This is a genomic window from Huintestinicola sp., assembly GCF_051882455.1.
In the GTDB taxonomy this organism is placed as follows: Bacteria; Bacillota; Clostridia; order Oscillospirales; family Ruminococcaceae; genus Huintestinicola.
The window spans coordinates 1-15,382 of the sequence record NZ_JBJERV010000024.1 but is presented as its reverse complement, the minus strand read 5'-3'; the positions used below and the strand labels follow the sequence as shown (position 1 = coordinate 15,382).

General features: G+C 48.6%; 16 protein-coding genes and 1 tRNA gene. 7 read left to right on the top strand and 10 right to left on the bottom strand.

Annotated features, from left to right (window positions below; all coding sequences use genetic code 11):
* The 3 genes from serC to ACI4J0_RS03385 all read left to right on the top strand — a co-directional run.
* Nucleotides 1–803: 3-phosphoserine/phosphohydroxythreonine transaminase (gene serC / locus ACI4J0_RS03395; protein ID WP_439764412.1), on the top strand; the 803-nt coding region annotated here is incomplete at its 5' end.
* A 32-nt stretch (nucleotides 804–835) separates the two neighbouring features.
* On the top strand, nucleotides 836–1,999 hold the full coding sequence (locus tag ACI4J0_RS03390) for a 3-phosphoglycerate dehydrogenase family protein (protein ID WP_439764411.1): 1,164 nt from the start codon (nucleotides 836–838) through the stop codon (nucleotides 1,997–1,999).
* 24 nt (nucleotides 2,000–2,023) lie between these two features.
* Nucleotides 2,024–2,392: a hypothetical protein gene (locus tag ACI4J0_RS03385; protein WP_439764410.1), complete on the top strand. Its 369-nt coding sequence runs from the start codon at nucleotides 2,024–2,026 to the stop codon at nucleotides 2,390–2,392.
* 50 nt (nucleotides 2,393–2,442) lie between these two features.
* Here the strand turns inward: ACI4J0_RS03385 and ACI4J0_RS03380 are convergent, their stop codons facing one another.
* The 9 genes from ACI4J0_RS03380 to ACI4J0_RS03340 form a co-directional block, all read right to left on the bottom strand.
* The gene (locus ACI4J0_RS03380; RefSeq protein WP_439764409.1) at nucleotides 2,443–3,051 is read right to left on the bottom strand and encodes an HAD family hydrolase; all 609 of its coding nucleotides are present in this window, start codon (nucleotides 3,049–3,051) and stop codon (nucleotides 2,443–2,445) included.
* Between the two features lie 70 nt (nucleotides 3,052–3,121).
* Entirely contained in the window at nucleotides 3,122–4,042 is a 921-nt protein-coding gene (locus ACI4J0_RS03375; RefSeq protein WP_439764408.1) for a prohibitin family protein, read from the bottom strand.
* 36 nt (nucleotides 4,043–4,078) lie between these two features.
* Nucleotides 4,079–4,246, bottom strand: coding sequence for a hypothetical protein (locus ACI4J0_RS03370; protein ID WP_432650439.1), 168 nt, complete (start codon nucleotides 4,244–4,246; stop codon nucleotides 4,079–4,081).
* 26 nt (nucleotides 4,247–4,272) lie between these two features.
* A complete protein-coding gene (locus tag ACI4J0_RS03365; RefSeq protein WP_439764407.1) occupies nucleotides 4,273–5,139 on the bottom strand; it encodes a PSP1 domain-containing protein in 867 nt (288 codons plus the stop codon).
* Nucleotides 5,140–5,166: 27 nt separating this feature from the next.
* Nucleotides 5,167–6,132: an ATP-binding protein gene (locus ACI4J0_RS03360; RefSeq protein ID WP_439764413.1), complete on the bottom strand. Its 966-nt coding sequence runs from the start codon at nucleotides 6,130–6,132 to the stop codon at nucleotides 5,167–5,169.
* Nucleotides 6,132–6,455: a cyclic-di-AMP receptor gene (locus ACI4J0_RS03355; RefSeq protein WP_439764406.1), complete on the bottom strand. Its 324-nt coding sequence runs from the start codon at nucleotides 6,453–6,455 to the stop codon at nucleotides 6,132–6,134. Before ACI4J0_RS03355 ends, ACI4J0_RS03360 begins: the two co-directional genes overlap by 1 nt.
* 51 nt (nucleotides 6,456–6,506) lie before the next feature.
* Nucleotides 6,507–7,838 (bottom strand): aminotransferase class I/II-fold pyridoxal phosphate-dependent enzyme, encoded by a 1,332-nt coding sequence (locus ACI4J0_RS03350; RefSeq protein WP_439764405.1) that lies wholly within the window; start codon nucleotides 7,836–7,838, stop codon nucleotides 6,507–6,509.
* Between the two features lie 29 nt (nucleotides 7,839–7,867).
* A complete protein-coding gene (locus tag ACI4J0_RS03345) occupies nucleotides 7,868–8,554 on the bottom strand; it encodes a permease prefix domain 1-containing protein (RefSeq protein WP_439764404.1) in 687 nt (228 codons plus the stop codon).
* Nucleotides 8,555–8,585: 31 nt separating this feature from the next.
* Complete coding sequence (locus ACI4J0_RS03340) at nucleotides 8,586–8,954, bottom strand: PadR family transcriptional regulator (RefSeq protein WP_439764403.1); 369 nt, start codon at nucleotides 8,952–8,954, stop codon at nucleotides 8,586–8,588.
* 288 nt (nucleotides 8,955–9,242) lie between these two features.
* Here ACI4J0_RS03340 and ACI4J0_RS03335 point away from each other — a divergent pair.
* From ACI4J0_RS03335 to ACI4J0_RS03320, 4 genes are all read left to right on the top strand, one after another.
* Nucleotides 9,243–9,319, top strand: a tRNA-Met gene (locus ACI4J0_RS03335).
* 170 nt (nucleotides 9,320–9,489) lie between these two features.
* Entirely contained in the window at nucleotides 9,490–11,535 is a 2,046-nt protein-coding gene (locus tag ACI4J0_RS03330; RefSeq protein WP_439764402.1) for a methyl-accepting chemotaxis protein, read from the top strand.
* A gap of 308 nt (nucleotides 11,536–11,843) precedes the next feature.
* Nucleotides 11,844–13,184 carry a family 43 glycosylhydrolase gene (locus tag ACI4J0_RS03325; protein ID WP_439764401.1) on the top strand — a complete coding sequence of 447 codons (1,341 nt, stop codon included), beginning with the start codon at nucleotides 11,844–11,846 and terminating at the stop codon, nucleotides 13,182–13,184.
* Between the two features lie 65 nt (nucleotides 13,185–13,249).
* On the top strand, nucleotides 13,250–14,035 hold the full coding sequence (locus tag ACI4J0_RS03320) for a helix-turn-helix domain-containing protein (protein ID WP_439764400.1): 786 nt from the start codon (nucleotides 13,250–13,252) through the stop codon (nucleotides 14,033–14,035).
* 67 nt (nucleotides 14,036–14,102) lie between these two features.
* On the opposite strand, the gene cysK is transcribed toward ACI4J0_RS03320, so the two are convergent.
* A complete protein-coding gene (gene cysK / locus ACI4J0_RS03315) occupies nucleotides 14,103–15,032 on the bottom strand; it encodes a cysteine synthase A (protein WP_439764399.1) in 930 nt (309 codons plus the stop codon).
* Nucleotides 15,033–15,382: the final 350 nt, after the last annotated feature.

Sequence of the window (15,382 nt, the reverse complement as noted above, 5' to 3'; positions counted from 1 at the left end):
AGGCTGACTTCGTTATCACAGGTCAGTGGGCTAACAAGGCATATCAGGAGGCTTCTCGCTACGGCGACGCAAAGGCTGTTGCTTCCTCCAAGGATAAGACCTTCTCCTACATTCCCGAGATAGACAAGAACGAGTGCAGAGCTGACGCAGACTATTTCCACATCTGCCTTAACAACACCATCTACGGCACAAAGTGGGCTGAGCTTCCCGAGGTAAGTGTTCCTCTGGTTGCGGATATGTCCTCCTGCATTCTTTCCGAACCCGTTGACGTAAGCAAGTTCGCTATGATATACGCAGGCGCACAGAAGAATATGGGTCCTGCAGGTCTCACCGTTGTAATTATCCGCGAGGATATGATAGGTCATGCAAAGGATATCACTCCCACAATGCTCAACTATCAGATACACGCTGACAACGGCTCTATGTACAACACTCCTCCTACATACTCCATTTACATTCTGAAGCTCGTTCTCGAGTGGGTAAAGGAAATGGGCGGACTTGAGGCTATGAAGGCTCACAATGAGAAGAAAGCCGCTATAATCTATGATTTCCTTGATAATTCCAAGCTGTTCAAGGCTACCGTTCAGGGTAAGGACCGTTCTCTTATGAATATCCCCTTTGTTACGGGCAACGAGGAGCTTGACGCTAAGTTCGTTTCCGAGGCTAAGAAGGCAGGCTTCATAAACCTCAAGGGTCACAGAAGCGTCGGCGGCATGAGAGCTTCCGTTTACAATGCAATGCCTATAGAGGGCTGCGAGAAGCTTGTTGCATTTATGAAGAAATTTGAAGAGGAAAATTCCTGATAACATTACTTGTCACGAAAGGATAGACTGCAATGATCAACGTTCTTACTTTAAATAAAATCGCTGCCTGCGGAACCGATATTTTCGACAAGGCAAAATATAACGTTTCCGACAGCGTTTCCGCTCCTGACGCAATAATGGTGCGCTCCGCTGCTATGCACGATATGGAGTTTTCCGATAATCTCCTCGCTATCGCAAGAGCAGGCGCAGGTGTAAACAACATTCCCGTTGACCGCTGCGCAGAAGAGGGTATCGTTGTATTCAACACCCCCGGCGCAAACGCAAACGCTGTTAAGGAGCTTGTTATCGCAGGTCTCCTTATGAGCTCGAGAAAGATAACCGACGCAATAAGCTGGGCATCTTCCCTCAAGGGCAACGGCGCAGAGGTAGGCAAGATGGTGGAAAAGGGCAAGTCAAACTTTGCAGGCCCCGAGATAAGCGGCAAGACCCTCGGTATCATCGGAATGGGCGCTATCGGCGTTCTGGTGGGCAATGCGGCAATGTCTCTGGGAATGAAGGTCATCGGCTATGACCCTTACCTTTCCGTTAAGGCGGCTCTTTCCATGAATCCCGGCATAAAGATAGTTTCCGATATCAAGGAGCTTTATGCCGCTTCCGATTACATCACCATTCACGTTCCCTACAACCCTGAGACAAAGGGCACCATCAACAGCGAGACCATCGCTATGATGAAGGACGGCGTAAGGATACTTAACTTTGCAAGAGGCGAGCTGGTCGACTCCGACGCTATCATTTCCGCACTTGAAAGCGGCAAGGTGGCTTCCTACATCGTTGACTTCCCCTCCGACGAGATGATCGGCGTTAAGAATGCTATATGCGTACCTCACCTGGGCGCTTCCACACCCGAGTCAGAGGATAACTGCGCTGTTATGGCTGCAAACGAGCTTATTGACTTCATCGAGAACGGCAACATCAGAAACTCCGTTAACTTCCCCAACGCCGAGATGAACGCCGTTGGAACAAAGATAATGGTCCTCCACAGAAACGTTCCCGCAGTTATCTCCGAGATAACCGCAGTTCTGGGCAACGCTTCCATCAACATCGAGAATATGATGAGCCCCTCCAAGAAGAATTATGCCTGCACTCTGATAGACGCCATCGGCGATATCACCGATGACATCGTTTCAAAGCTCTCAGCAGTTGAGAATGTTATCAGAGTAAGAGTTGTAAAGTAAGCTATATCGAAAGGCGGACTGTTTATGAAAAGCGAAGAAGTTTTCAGCTCAAGCGACAAAAGTGAAAACTTAGCTCTGGGTGCGCTTATGGCTGCGCTGCCGTTTCTGTTCTTTCTCCCTCTTGTGATGAAGGATAAGAAATATTCGCCTTACTGTATGTTCAGAGCAAATCAGTCTCTTATCACGTTTATCATAATGGCTCTCCTGGGTCTTGCCTCAAAGGTGATCGGTCTTGTGGGCTTTATCCCCGTTATCGGCGGCATTATCACAGGCGTTGCAGGCGTGGTGCTTGGCATAGCAGCAGGATTTTACTATCTCCAAAATCTTATCCTTGCCATTCTCGGCAGCGGAAAAAGAGTTCTCATATTCGGCGAGATAGAGATACTTAAATGATATCATGATGTTAATAACGGCTTGTATCGCGCTGATACAAGCCGTTATTTTTATATTTCATCAATAAAACGCATAATTTCGGGATAATTTTTCTCATAGCTTTCAAACTGCACAGCATTCAGCCCCACGCTCTGAGCGCCTGCCACATTCGCCGCCAGATCGTCAATAAACAGACATTCCGATGGGATAAGACCGTATTTTTTACACAGCCTGCGGTAAATTTCCGGGTCGGGCTTTGTGAGCTTCTCCTCGCAGGAGAACACGCCCCCGTCCATATGCTTTGTAAAAGACAGCGCTTCGGGGCACACGTCCATAAGGTAGTAGGAATAGTTTGACAGATAGTAGACGTTAAGACCCTTTGCTTTCAGCTCCTCTATCCATGGAATGGCATATGGCTGCTGCTCGGGACATTCCCCCATTCGCTCAAAGGCAAGACGCACCTGCTTTTCATAGCCCTTGCCCGACTGCTCGAAAAGCCTGCATACCTCCTCTGCGCTGAGAACGCCCTTGTCAAGCTCGTTCCATATCGTCGGATTATGCCAGGTGGCAGCCGTTACCGCCTGTTCGGTTTCCTCGTCGTTAAAAAGCCTGTGGACGTATTGGTCCCAGTTGAAGGTTATGAGCACCATTCCGATGTCAAATATCACATTTTTTATCAAAAATTTTCACCTCTCTCAAGTTCTCAGAAAAAATCCTCCGCTTTGAAAAAGCAGAGGATCTTATTATTTCTTATTCCTCAGACTCTTCGTCCTCGGGAGTATTAACCTGCTGTGAAACGGGAGCGGATACCGCAGGAGCGGGTGCAGCTGTATTTGAAGAACTGCTCTTTGTTTCCATTTCCTTAATTATCTCGGAAATGTCGATAAGCATCGAGCTGCTGTCGCCGCCTGCCACCGCAGGGAGCTTGCCGTCCCACTTGTCTATGTACTCCATTGCTATCATCTGGGGAGTTATCTGCTCGGATTTCAGACGGTATGCCTCAGCCTCAGCCTCTGCCTGGGCAACGGTCTGCTCCGCCTCTACCTTAATTCTCTGGAGATCCTGCTCCGCCTTGAGAGCATTCTGCTGAGCGGTCTGCTTGGCTTCGATAGCCGCATTGTACTCGGCGGTGAACTCAAAGGAGATGATGTTGAATATCTCAAGCTCAAGACCGTAGCTGCTGATCTTTTCGTTCAGAAGCTCCTTCATCTGGTCGCTGATTATCTGTCTCTCGGTGATGAGCTGCTCGGCGGTGTACTTTGCGGTAACCGCCTTTACACATTCCTGTATCGCAGGATTGATGATAACATTTTCGTAGGAAAGACCCACTTCCTTGTATATCTTGGCGGAAGCCTCGTTTCTCACCCTGTAGTTGAGGGCAATGGTGCTGGACACCGTCTGCAGGTCCTTTGAAGCCGAGGAGCAGTCCACCTCTGCCTTTAATACTCGGTTGTCTATCTGGATGATCTGCTGGATAAAAGGTATTTTAACGTGAAGTCCCTCGGATAAAACCGCTTCGGAGACCTTTCCGAAGGTGAGCACAACTCCCGAATGACCCGCTTCCACGGACGTAAAGGAATTGAGCGCCACAATAAGAACGGCGGCAGCAGCAATAACTCCGCCTACTATCTTGCCTGTTTTTTTGCCGTTAACAACAACTGTTTCAGCCATAATGATATAAATACTCCTTTAAAATATGTTATGATCTCAGAAAGGGAGCTCATCTCTGTCGTTGATATCAAAGCAGCGCTTTGCTTCCTTGCTGCCCAGTGCGAGCTGAACGATCATCAGCACCACATTCGCAATTGTAAGGCAGAATGTTACGATAAGGATTATCTCTCTTGCAATAGTAAGACCTTTGTTTGTTCTGTTCATAATGATTACCTCCAAAAAAGTTCTGGTTATTTATCTTCAAGCTGTTTTAAAGCTCGCATTTCGTCTTTGTCCATACGTATCCTTCCGTCCTTGATGACAGTGACCTCGTCCTTGCTGAGTATCACCGCAGGGTCGTCGGATTTTTCAGGCTTTACTTTGAGCATTCCCGTCAGGAGATTTACCTCCTCCACATAGCCCTTGAACTCGGGAGCCTTTACATATGCCCCCACCTTGGGAGTGGTCTTGAAGGCTTCCTCGTAGAAATCCTGCTCGTATTTCAGACAGCACATAAGCCTGCCGCAGGTGCCCGAAATTTTGGTGGGATTAAGGGACAAGCCCTGCTCCTTTGCCATTTTGATGGAAACGGGCTGGAACTCGCCTAAAAACGTCTTGCAGCAGAAGGGTCTGCCGCATACTCCCAGACCGCCCAGCATTTTCGCCTCGTCTCTCACGCCTATTTGTCTGAGCTCTATCCTCGTGCGGAAAACCGCCGCCAGGTCCTTTACAAGCTCTCTGAAATCCACGCGGTTTTCCGCTGTGAAATAGAAAAGAAGCTTGTTGTTGTCAAAGGTACATTCCACGTCCACCAGCTTCATATCAAGCTTGTGAGCGGCTATCTTTTCCTGGCAGATACGTGCGGCATTTGCTTCCTTTGCCTTATTCTGCTCCACTATTTTAAGATCTCTTTCGGTGGCGGGGCGTATTATTGGCTTGAGGGGAGAGACTATCTTATCCTCCTCCACCATTCGGCAGCCCATCACCACATTGCCGCATTCCACGCCCCGGGCAGTTTCAACAATGACCTTGTCGCCTGCCTCAAGCTTTGCGCCGTTGGGGGAGAAGTAATACATCTTCCCCGATTCCTTAAATCTAACTCCGATTATTTCAGTCATTATATTTACATTTTCCCTTTCAAAAAATCATCTGCACAGCTTTCCTGCCAGAACAGCCGCAGCACCCTGGGCGTTGCAGTTTCTGGTGCATCTGTAGGAGGCTTCGCAGACAGCGTCGTACATTGCCAGTATCCGTCCCGTTGAAAAACGCTCTGCCAGCTTTCTTGAGGAGACTTCGGTGCAGCTTACAGTCTCATTGTTTCCGTTTCTGAGAACAGCCCCGTCCCGTATGGAGCGGGCAAGCATTTCAAGAGTACACCGCATTTCCTCTCTTTTTGAGGATATGCCCCCGAGAATGACCGCAAGACCGTATTCGTCTCTGGAAACGATGGCTTCCATAGCCTTTTTCACCGCTTCCGCAGACTTGATAAGGTTTGCGTCTCCCTCAAGGAAATCAATGCACTGTCCGATGTTGCCGCCGAAGGAGCCTGCTGCCCTTTCGATATCCTCCTCGGAGTATTTCCCTGTGTCCCGAAGTGCCTCCTTGCAGCTCTCCCTGTCCGCCTCGTGAAGCTCTATGGTCATGGAGCGTGAGATAAGAGTGGGAAGAAAGCTGCTTTTATTTGCCGAGGTAAATATGAAATATGCGGCGTCGGGAGGGTCCTCGGTGATTTTCAGCAGTGCGTCCTGACAGGAGTCCTGCCAGCCCTCGCAGTCGGTGAGCAGATACACCTTCCGCTCGCAGTCATTGGGTGAGATATAGCTGTCGGCGACCACCTTTTCGCGGATATCGTCAACGGAGTAATTCACCTTTCCGTTTTCCCGCATGACCTCAATAAAATCCGGGTGCTGCCCTCGCAGAACTCTGCTGCACTGCCTGCATTCGCCGCAGGCATTATGGTTTTCGCACAGCAGCTGCATTGCGATATACCGCGCAAAGGTCTTTTTTCCCACGCCCTTTTCCCCTGTGAGTATGTAGGAATGGACAAATCTACCCGACCTGCTCATAGCCTCAATGGGGCGCAGGGCGTTTTCCTTGGAATAAAGCTTCATCACAGCTTTTCAAAACGCTCGATATCCGTAACGAATACCGTTGCGCCGCCTACGGTAACTTCGATGGGGAAGGAGCCTGTGGTGTCCGACCTTCCGGAAGCCGCCGAGGGAATGAACTGCTTTCTCTTGCGGGAACATTCTCTTATAACTTCGATAGCCTCGTCCACTCTCTGCTCCTCCACGCATATCATAAAGGTGGTGTTTCCCGCCATAAGAAAGCCGCCTGTGGAGGCAAGCTTTGTTGCGGAAAAGCCCTTTTTGGTAAGCTCGGTGGAAACAGCGTGGCTGTCGTCGTTGTTGATAACGGCATATATCAGCTTCATAATATCATATCCTTAAAATGTGATAATAATGCGGCACACATTACCGCAATTTTATTTTACCACATTTACGTGAAAAATGCTATAGTTTTTCAAAATATTTATAATTTCCTCCGAAAAAATTTCTCCGCCTGTCACCGCGGCAATTCCGGGAGGGCAGCAGGACACCGCTGAGGAGCAGATCCTTCCTGCCGCATCTTCAACGGGAACATATTCACGGGGACACATTGCCGCCTCTCTTATGCTCATAGCCTTCTCAAGGGGAGCAAGACCCGAAAAGTCGGGGAGCGGCACCCTTATCCTCGGCTGCGGGATAGACGAGAATGCCCTGCCGATGGCGTTTATCTCGTAAACGTCAAGCCCTGTGAGCATAAGGACCACGTGGGTATTGTCTGCATATTCGCACTCGATATCCCACCCTCTCAGCACCTCTGCCAGGTCATATCCCGAATATCCCGATTGCGGGGCAAGAACGGTCAGCTTGCCGCACTCCCCCTCCTCTATGTGCCAGTAGGGAGACAGAAAGCTCCTGACATTTTCCGATGCCTTTTTCATCTTTGCAAAATACTCTTCTGCCTCGCTCTCCATAAACTCATTGCACATATCCAGGGAACGGAGAATGAGATAGGAGGGGCTTGAGGAGCCGAACATGGACATTATTTCCTTTGCATAGCCCTCATATTTTTCCAAGGTCGGGTCGTTTATATGCAGGTATGCGCCCCCCGTAAGCACAGGGAGCGTTTTGTGGGCAGAGTCGCAGCATATGTCCGCCCCGTGATACAAGGGGTGGAGAGGTGTGCCGTTTTCGGATATAAAGCGTAAATATGCTCCGTGGGCATTGTCCACCAAAAGACGGCAGTTATGCTCTCTGCACACACGGGCAATATCATCAAGAGGAGTGAGCCTGCCCAAGTAATCGGGGGTGGTTATGTAAACGCAGACAGGGTCTCCCGCCTTTGCTATGGCGGCTTCTATCATTTCCGCCGTTATCTCTCCCGAAACGATGGAGCTTTCGTATCGGGGATAGACCCATTCCACCTCTGCGTCAAGCATAATGCAGGCATTTAAGAATGCTCTGTGGCAGTTTCTTGCGGCAACTATCTTCCTTGAGGGACTGCCCAAAAGGCACATGGCAAGCATTGTGTAAATGCAAAGCGTTGAGCCGCCTGCGCTGTAAAGCGTTTTATATGAGCCGAATATTTCAGAAGCCTTTCTCTCGCTTTCCGCAATTATGCCACTTGCTTCAAAAAGGCTGTCCGCGCCCTTTATTTCGGTGATGTCAAGGGCGTTAAAAGGTTCACCTTTTCCCTTGTGACCCGGCATATGCGCACGAATAGTCTCTTTTTCGGCATATCCGTCTGTAAATTCCTTTATGGGTAAACTCATTTTAATTTTTCCTTTTTAATAATAGTATTTTACGGTGTAAAGCGGCTGATAAGAACCTTGAATATGGTGTTTACAACTATCTGAGCCGCCGCGCCCAGAATGAATATGAGCCATGAAATATCCCATTCGTAAGAATTAAAGCTGATGGCAAAGTAGAAAAACACGATAGCCAGCCACATTATGGCAGAAGTGCCGCCTCTTATTTTTTTGAGAAGCTTTATCCTGCTTTCTGTATCGTCATTGCGGCTTATGCGGATAACATTTCCTACCATATTAAAGCCCACCGTCAGCGCCGCACCCACTATGAATATGAGCCAGGAATAATCCCAGCAGTCATTATTGTAATTTATCAGAAAGTAAAGCACTACGATAAGCAGCCACATTACGGCTATGGCGGCATTTTTTATCGCCTTGATGTTGCTCTCCTTGAAAACATAGGCGTATTTTTTCATAAGCCTGCTTTTGGGAGAGGTCTTCTCGAAAAGTCCTTCCTCGTGAAAGCCCGAGCCGCTCACCTGTTCGATAAGCCCGCTTACATCGCCCATAGTTCCTATTACCGCCGCATATGCACGCTGAGGGGTCATACCCGCGTTTATGCAGTCGTCGTATCGCGCCTCGAGATTTGAGAGTATCTCCTCCCTGAGCTCCGTGACCGCTTTTTCATGAGGAGCGTCCTTGAACAGATTGTCCACATATGCCCTTATTGCTGATTTCATTTCTATTACCAACCTTTCCCTTGATATATCTTTATATTTTTCCGCCGCCGTTATCGGCTTTATCTGCGTTCTGAGCAGCATAAAGAAGCTTGTCCACAATAGCTTTGGTCTTGTCCCATTCTGCCAGATTATCGCTGTACTGTCTGCGCCCGGAATCGGTAATGGTGTAGTATTTACGCCTTGCGCCCGAATTTTCGTCCCCCCAGTAGGAGGCGATAAGCCCCGACTGCTCCAGCCGCCTGAATGCACTGTAGAGGGTGGCTTCCTTGAACTCAAAACGGTTTCCCGTAAGCTCTAAAATATCCTTGTTTATCTTATAGCCGTAGCTGTCGCTCACCGACAGCAGGGACAGGATAATGGTGTCCGTATGCCCTCGTATGAGGTCTGATGCTATTGACATTTGTTATCACCCTTTCCCCGAAGCTTTGATATCCGAACTGTTCTGTTATATATGATAACACATAGTACCTCGCCTGTCAAGGTATTTCGCGTAATTTAATCTTATTTTAATCTTTGCCTTTTCCCTTAAATTTACAACACCCTGATAATCACGCAGGCAAGCCGTTTGAAATAAAAATACCGCCGCTTTTTTTGGACTTGAAAAAATTTTTTAAAAAAAAGCTTGACAAACCCTTTTCAATGTGATATAATAAATAAGCACTCTGAAAATGAGTGCCAAGGATAACATCGCGGAGTGGAGCAGCTCGGTAGCTCGTCGGGCTCATAACCCGAAGGTCGTTGGTTCAAATCCAGCCTCCGCAACCAAAGTATGTAAACCGTTTAACGCAGGTTAAGCGGTTTATTTTTTTGCCCGAAAGCAGACAAAAGAAAAATCATCGAAAGCCGGCTCTGCGGCATTGACTTTTGCCGGAGTAAATGCTATAATACATTTGAAAGCCGAGACGGCGAAAATAACAGAATCAGGAGATAAAAATATGACAATCACCCAGAAGATCAGCATTATGGCAGCGGCTTGTACCACAATCGCTTCAATAGCCGTCGGCACACTTGGAAATCTGAGTGCGAATGAAGCATTCAGCGAAGATTCGCGAAAGATCATGATAACAGCAGAAAACAGCATCTGCTCCGATATAAACGCATATCTGAGCAAGATAGAGCAGTCTGTGGATACGCTTGCCGAAGTGGCAATAAACGGTCTCGATGATTTTAATGCCTTCAGGACCGACAGCAATTATGTGACCGAATACACAAAAGAGATCGAGCCGATACTTTTAAGCTCAGCGGGAAATACCGACGGAGCCATATGTGCCTACATAAGATATAATCCCGATTTCACCGATCCAACCTCAGGCTTGTTTTTTACAAGAAACAGCACCGCCGAAGAGTTTCAGAGCGTCACACCCACCGATTTCAGCACCTTTGACAAGACCGATCTTGCCCATGTAGGCTGGTACTACACCCCTGTCAACAACGGAAAGCCCACCTGGATGAATCCCTATCTTAACGAAAATGTGGGAATATATATGATATCCTATGTGGTGCCGCTGTTTCATGACGGCGTGAATGTAGGCATCATCGGAATGGATATAGATTTCACAATGGTGCAGAACATCGCAGAAGGCTCCGATGCATACGAAACGGGACTGCCCATCATCGTGGACAGCGCCAACAGCGTAATGTACGGCAGGGATATGACCTTTGGCACAAGCATTGAAGAATACTGCTCATCCCAAGCGCTTTCGGATTCCCTGTCGGAAGAAGCAAGCGAGTCACCCATTACCTGCAGTATCAGCGGAACAAGCAGGAATGTGGTTTTCAGCACTCTTGACAACGGCATGAAGCTGATATTCACAGTTGAAGCCTCAGAGCTTTCTCAGCAGTCCGTCCATATGGTAATGGTAATGCTTGCGGCAGTAATAGTAGTGGCGGCAGTCACAGCAGCCGTTTCCATTATCGTAACTGTCAGAATGACCCGTTCGCTTCGTGAGCTTAATCATGCTGCCCGGAAGGTCGCAGCAGGCGAGCTGGACGTTACGGTCAATGCAGCCTCAAAGGATGACATCGGCGTTCTGGCAAACAGCCTGAAACAGACCACCGATCAGCTCAGAAACTATTCGGGATATATCACCGAGCTGTCCGATGTGCTGAACCGAATAGCCTCGGGCAATCTGAACATCAGCCTGAAAATGGATTACAAGGGCGAGTTTGAAAAGCTGAAATACGCACTTGAAAACATCACCGCCTCCCTCAACGGCACCTTAGTAGAGATAGACCGTGCGGCAGACCAGGTGGCAAACGGAGCAGATCAGGTTTCGGGAGGAGCGCAGTCTCTGGCTTCAGGCTCCACCGAGCAGGCAGACTCCATTGAACAGCTCGTGGCAACCATAAACGAGATGTCAGGTCAGATAAAGACCAATGCAGCGCAGGCAGAGCAGGTAAGCGAAAGCATGAATACCATCGGCAGCGAGGCGAACCTCAGCAACGAGCGTATGAACCATATGCTGGACGCAATGAGGGATATCAGCGACAATGCCGATCAGATAAGCGAAATAATCAAGACCATCGAGGACATAGCCTTCCAGACCAATATCCTGGCGCTGAATGCCGCTGTCGAAGCCGCAAGGGCAGGCGAAGCAGGCAAGGGCTTTGCCGTGGTGGCAGATGAAGTAAGGAACCTCGCCTCCAAGTCCGCCGAGGCTTCTCAGAACACCTCCGCACTCATCAGCAAAACAATGGAAGCGGTGGAAAACGGCTCGCAGATCGCAAACAGGACAGCCGAATCTCTCAGCACCGTTGTGAAAAACATCAGCGATATCATCACAGCCATTGACGATATAGCAGGAAATTCCCGCAGGCAGTCCGAAGCGGTAAATCAGGTGACTGTCGGTGTGGAACAGCTTTCCGAAGTGACCCGCAACAACTCTGCGGCTTCCGAGCAAAGCGCCGCCGCAGCCGAAGAGCTTGCAGGGCAGGCAAACACAATGAAACGGCTCACCGGAAAATTTACACTTAAAAAGTGACAGCTTTCTTAAAATCATATCACTTTGCATGATATTTATTCCGATATTACGTCTCAGCTCCTGTCTGCATCGCTGAGCTTTACCGCATTTTCAATGTCGGAGCATATAAAAGGGGTTCTGCAGTTCACGCCGCAAAGCCCCTTTTCGTTATATCCTGTTATACATCAATGATATCGCAGATCAGCAGAACAGGTCATCATGCATTGAGGCACAAATGCACAAAAGGTCAGTATATCCGACTGCATAGGCTATTGATTACAGAAGCAGAAAGGAATATAATTATAAAAAAAGAAAGGACGGTAAAAGCTATGAATCCATATCTTCCCCGCTGGGAATACATCCCCGACGGCGAGCCAAGAGTATTCGGAGACAGGATATATGTATACGGCTCCCATGACAAGGCAGGCTCGGATAACTTCTGCGATTTCGTATTAAAATGCTGGAGCGCCCCCCTGACCGACCTTACGAAATGGGTGTGCCACGGTGATATTTTTCATACGAAGGCAGACAGGGACCACCCCTCAGACATAGACTGGAACGGAGATAATACTCTTCTGTTCGCCCCCGACGTTGTGCAGGGGATCGACGGGAAATACTATCTTTATGCATATATCGTAAATGCAAGGGGGTGCGTAGCAGTCAGCGACAGACCCGAGGGACCGTTCAGGCTTTTATCCAAATATAAATATACCATTCCCGAGGAAGTCTGCTGCAACGGCTGGTTCATAGACCCGGGCGTGCTCGTGGACGACGACGGCAGAACATATATCTACTGCGGCTTTGAGCGCTCCTTCCTTGCGGAAGTGAACAGCGAAAATATGTACGAGATCATCGACGGCAGCTGTATCGAGCATTTTATCCCCTGCACCGAAACAGAGGAAGGCGGCTTTGCCGAGGAGGAATCCCTTTTCTATGAAGCCTGCTCGCCGCGGAAAATAAACGGCACCTATTATATGATATATTCACCCAAGCGGGGCAGCCGCCTTGCCTATGCGACCTCCGACAGTCCCACGGGGCCCTTCACCTATCGGGGATATATCGTAGACAACGGAGTGGATTATCCCGGCGGAAACAACCACGGCTCTGTGGTATGCATAAACGGGCAGTGGTATATTTTCTATCACCGCATGACAAACGGCACTATTATGTCAAGACGTGGCTGTGTCGAGAAGATAGAGATACTCCCCGACGGCACCATTCCCCCTGTGGAAATGACCTCACTCGGCTTTGAGGACAGCCTTGACCCCTATGAGATAACCCCTGCGGACATTGCCTGCGTGCTTAAAGGAAAAGCGTTCATAACCGAGAAAAATGCGTTTGACAGGGCAGTAATAAATATTCGGGACGGCGATGTTATCGGGTATAAATATTTTGATTTCGGCGAGGACTATTCAAGCAGGACCATGGAATTTGCCGCAAAGACAAAAGGCATGGGCTGTGACTGTAAGATGCATATTTTTGCAGATGATGAGGAAATAGGGGTATGCCGTATCGGGCAGGACGGCGGAATAGTCAAGACCGCTGTAAAAGCCGTAACGGGCAGACGGGCGGTATATTTTAAGATATCAACGGATTACAGCGGCTGGACGGGCGAATATTTCAAAGACAGGAGCCTTTTTGAGCTTATAGAATTTGTTTTTATGAAATAGTTGAATCAAAAGCGGGTCTGTGGTATAATTATTTCGGAACAAAATTTTATTTCGGAGTGATATGAATGAAGCTCGGGACTATCGGATACAATTACAGCCACGATTCGGATTTTGTTATGAACAGACCCAACGGTCCGGGCTGCTGGCTCATGCTCATAGTCAAGACCCCCGCACAGTTTGAGGTGAACGGAAAAAGCTATACCGTCAGGGAAAATTCCTTCGTGATAATATCCCCCGACGCACCCTGCAGATACTGCGCGGCGGGGGACAGATATACCGATGACTGGATATATTTCAGCGCAGATGAGGAAACGGTGCGCCGTTTCGATGAGCTGGGAATACCCATAAATGAGCCTGTATATCTGGGCGATACCGAATCAGTCTCCCATATCGTCCATATTCTTGCCTTTGAGCATTACTGCGCCGAGCCATTTCATCTTGAGATAGAGGAGCATTACACCGAGATACTGCTGCTGTCGGTAAGCAGGCTTATCCGTTCGGGAGCGCATATATCCTCAAAAATGTTCATAGAAAAGAATCACCGTATGACGCAGCTGAGAACCGCTCTGCACACCGACCCCGAAAAAGCTTTGAGCATAGACGAGATGGCGGCGTCAGTAAATATGAGCCGCTCGGGCTTTCAGCATTTATATAAGAAGATGTTCGGAGTCAGCGTGATAAACGACGTAATAAACGGCAGACTTGAACGGGCAAAAAGACTGCTTTCATCCACCGAGCTTACCGTTGCGGAAATAGCCGCAAAATGCGGCTATGCCACCGAATATAATTTTATGAGGCAGTTCAAAAGCAGAACGGGAAAAACGCCCACCGAATACCGCAGACAAATATAATATAATAAAAAAATCACCGCACAGCCGACGCCGAAAGCGTCTGACAGTGCGGTGAGATTTTTATCCATTATTCGGAGAACATTGCAGTGGAAAGATATCTCTCACCTGTGTCGGGGAGAAGAACAACAATGGTCTTGCCCTTGTTTTCGGGGCGCTTAGCAAGCTCAATTGCCGCATAAAGCGCCGCTCCCGAGGATATACCCACAAGAACGCCCTCGGACTTGGCAATTTTCCTGCCCGTGTCGAATGCGTCATCGTTTTCAACGGGGATTATCTCATCGTATATCTTGGTGTCAAGGGTATCGGGAACAAAGCCCGCACCGATCCCCTGTATCTTATGAGGTCCGGGGTTTCCGCCCGAAAGCACGGGAGATGTGGCAGGCTCAACGGCAACTATCTTAACATCGGGCTTCTGAGATTTCAGATATTTTCCTGTGCCTGTGATGGTACCGCCTGTGCCGACGCCCGCAACGAAAATATCCACCGTTCCGTCGGTATCCTCCCATATCTCAACGCCTGTGGACTTCTCATGAGCGGCAGGATTTGCGGGATTCGAGAACTGTGAGGGGATAAAGCTGCCGGGAATTTCCTTTGCAAGCTCCTCAGCCTTGGCAATAGCGCCCTTCATGCCCTTTGCACCCTCGGTGAGAACAAGCTCCGCACCGTATGCCTTCATGAGCTTTCTGCGCTCCACGCTCATTGTCTCGGGCATTGCAATGATAAGCTTGTAGCCCTTTGCAGCCGCTGCGGAGGCAAGACCTATTCCCGTATTGCCGCTGGTAGGCTCGATAATGGTGCTGCCGGGCTTTAACACGCCCTTTGCCTCTGCGTCCTCAAGCATAGCCTTGGCGATCCTGTCCTTTACGCTGCCTGCGGGATTGAAATACTCAAGCTTTGCGTATATCTTTGCCTCAAGTCCCTCGGCTTTCTCGATATTCTCAAGCTCCAGCAGAGGGGTGTGACCGATAAGGTCGGTGATCTTCTTGTAAACCTTCATATGTATCCGCCTTTCTGTTTGTAAAAATCATTAAATTAGATATTTCCTATCTGTTTAATATGAATTATATCACATCATTTTCCATTTGTCAATAGATTGACGAAATTTTTTTGAAATTTTCCAAAAATACAAAAAATGAACTGCCCGTTTTGCATTTCGGGGCAGTTCGGTTTTCTGCAGCTTGCCGCTTCGGCTATTCGTTCAGTCTGAATCCATGGGGAATAAGCTCCTCAAGGGAAAATACAGCAAGCTCTCCCTTATCGTCCTTTAATATCACGCGGAAATCGTCCTCGGCAAATTCATAGAGAAACTGTCTGCATATGCCGCAGGGAAAGGCTGTACCGCCGCTG

Bases quoted from the DNA above. Each gene is read 5' to 3' on its own strand.
- ACI4J0_RS03390 (WP_439764411.1), top strand. From the start codon at position 836: ATGATCAACGTTCTTACTTTAAATAAAATCGCTGCCTGCGGAACCGAT.
- ACI4J0_RS03385 (WP_439764410.1), top strand. From the start codon at position 2,024: ATGAAAAGCGAAGAAGTTTTCAGCTCAAGCGACAAAAGTGAAAACTTA.
- ACI4J0_RS03375 (WP_439764408.1), bottom strand. From the start codon at position 4,042: ATGGCTGAAACAGTTGTTGTTAACGGCAAAAAAACAGGCAAGATAGTA.
- ACI4J0_RS03370 (WP_432650439.1), bottom strand. From the start codon at position 4,246: ATGAACAGAACAAACAAAGGTCTTACTATTGCAAGAGAGATAATCCTT.
- ACI4J0_RS03365 (WP_439764407.1), bottom strand. From the start codon at position 5,139: ATGACTGAAATAATCGGAGTTAGATTTAAGGAATCGGGGAAGATGTAT.
- ACI4J0_RS03360 (WP_439764413.1), bottom strand. From the start codon at position 6,132: ATGAAGCTTTATTCCAAGGAAAACGCCCTGCGCCCCATTGAGGCTATG.
- ACI4J0_RS03355 (WP_439764406.1), bottom strand. From the start codon at position 6,455: ATGAAGCTGATATATGCCGTTATCAACAACGACGACAGCCACGCTGTT.
- ACI4J0_RS03350 (WP_439764405.1), bottom strand. From the start codon at position 7,838: ATGAGTTTACCCATAAAGGAATTTACAGACGGATATGCCGAAAAAGAG.
- ACI4J0_RS03345 (WP_439764404.1), bottom strand. From the start codon at position 8,554: ATGAAATCAGCAATAAGGGCATATGTGGACAATCTGTTCAAGGACGCT.
- ACI4J0_RS03340 (WP_439764403.1), bottom strand. From the start codon at position 8,954: ATGTCAATAGCATCAGACCTCATACGAGGGCATACGGACACCATTATC.
- ACI4J0_RS03330 (WP_439764402.1), top strand. From the start codon at position 9,490: ATGACAATCACCCAGAAGATCAGCATTATGGCAGCGGCTTGTACCACA.
- ACI4J0_RS03325 (WP_439764401.1), top strand. From the start codon at position 11,844: ATGAATCCATATCTTCCCCGCTGGGAATACATCCCCGACGGCGAGCCA.
- ACI4J0_RS03320 (WP_439764400.1), top strand. From the start codon at position 13,250: ATGAAGCTCGGGACTATCGGATACAATTACAGCCACGATTCGGATTTT.
- cysK (WP_439764399.1), bottom strand. From the start codon at position 15,032: ATGAAGGTTTACAAGAAGATCACCGACCTTATCGGTCACACCCCTCTG.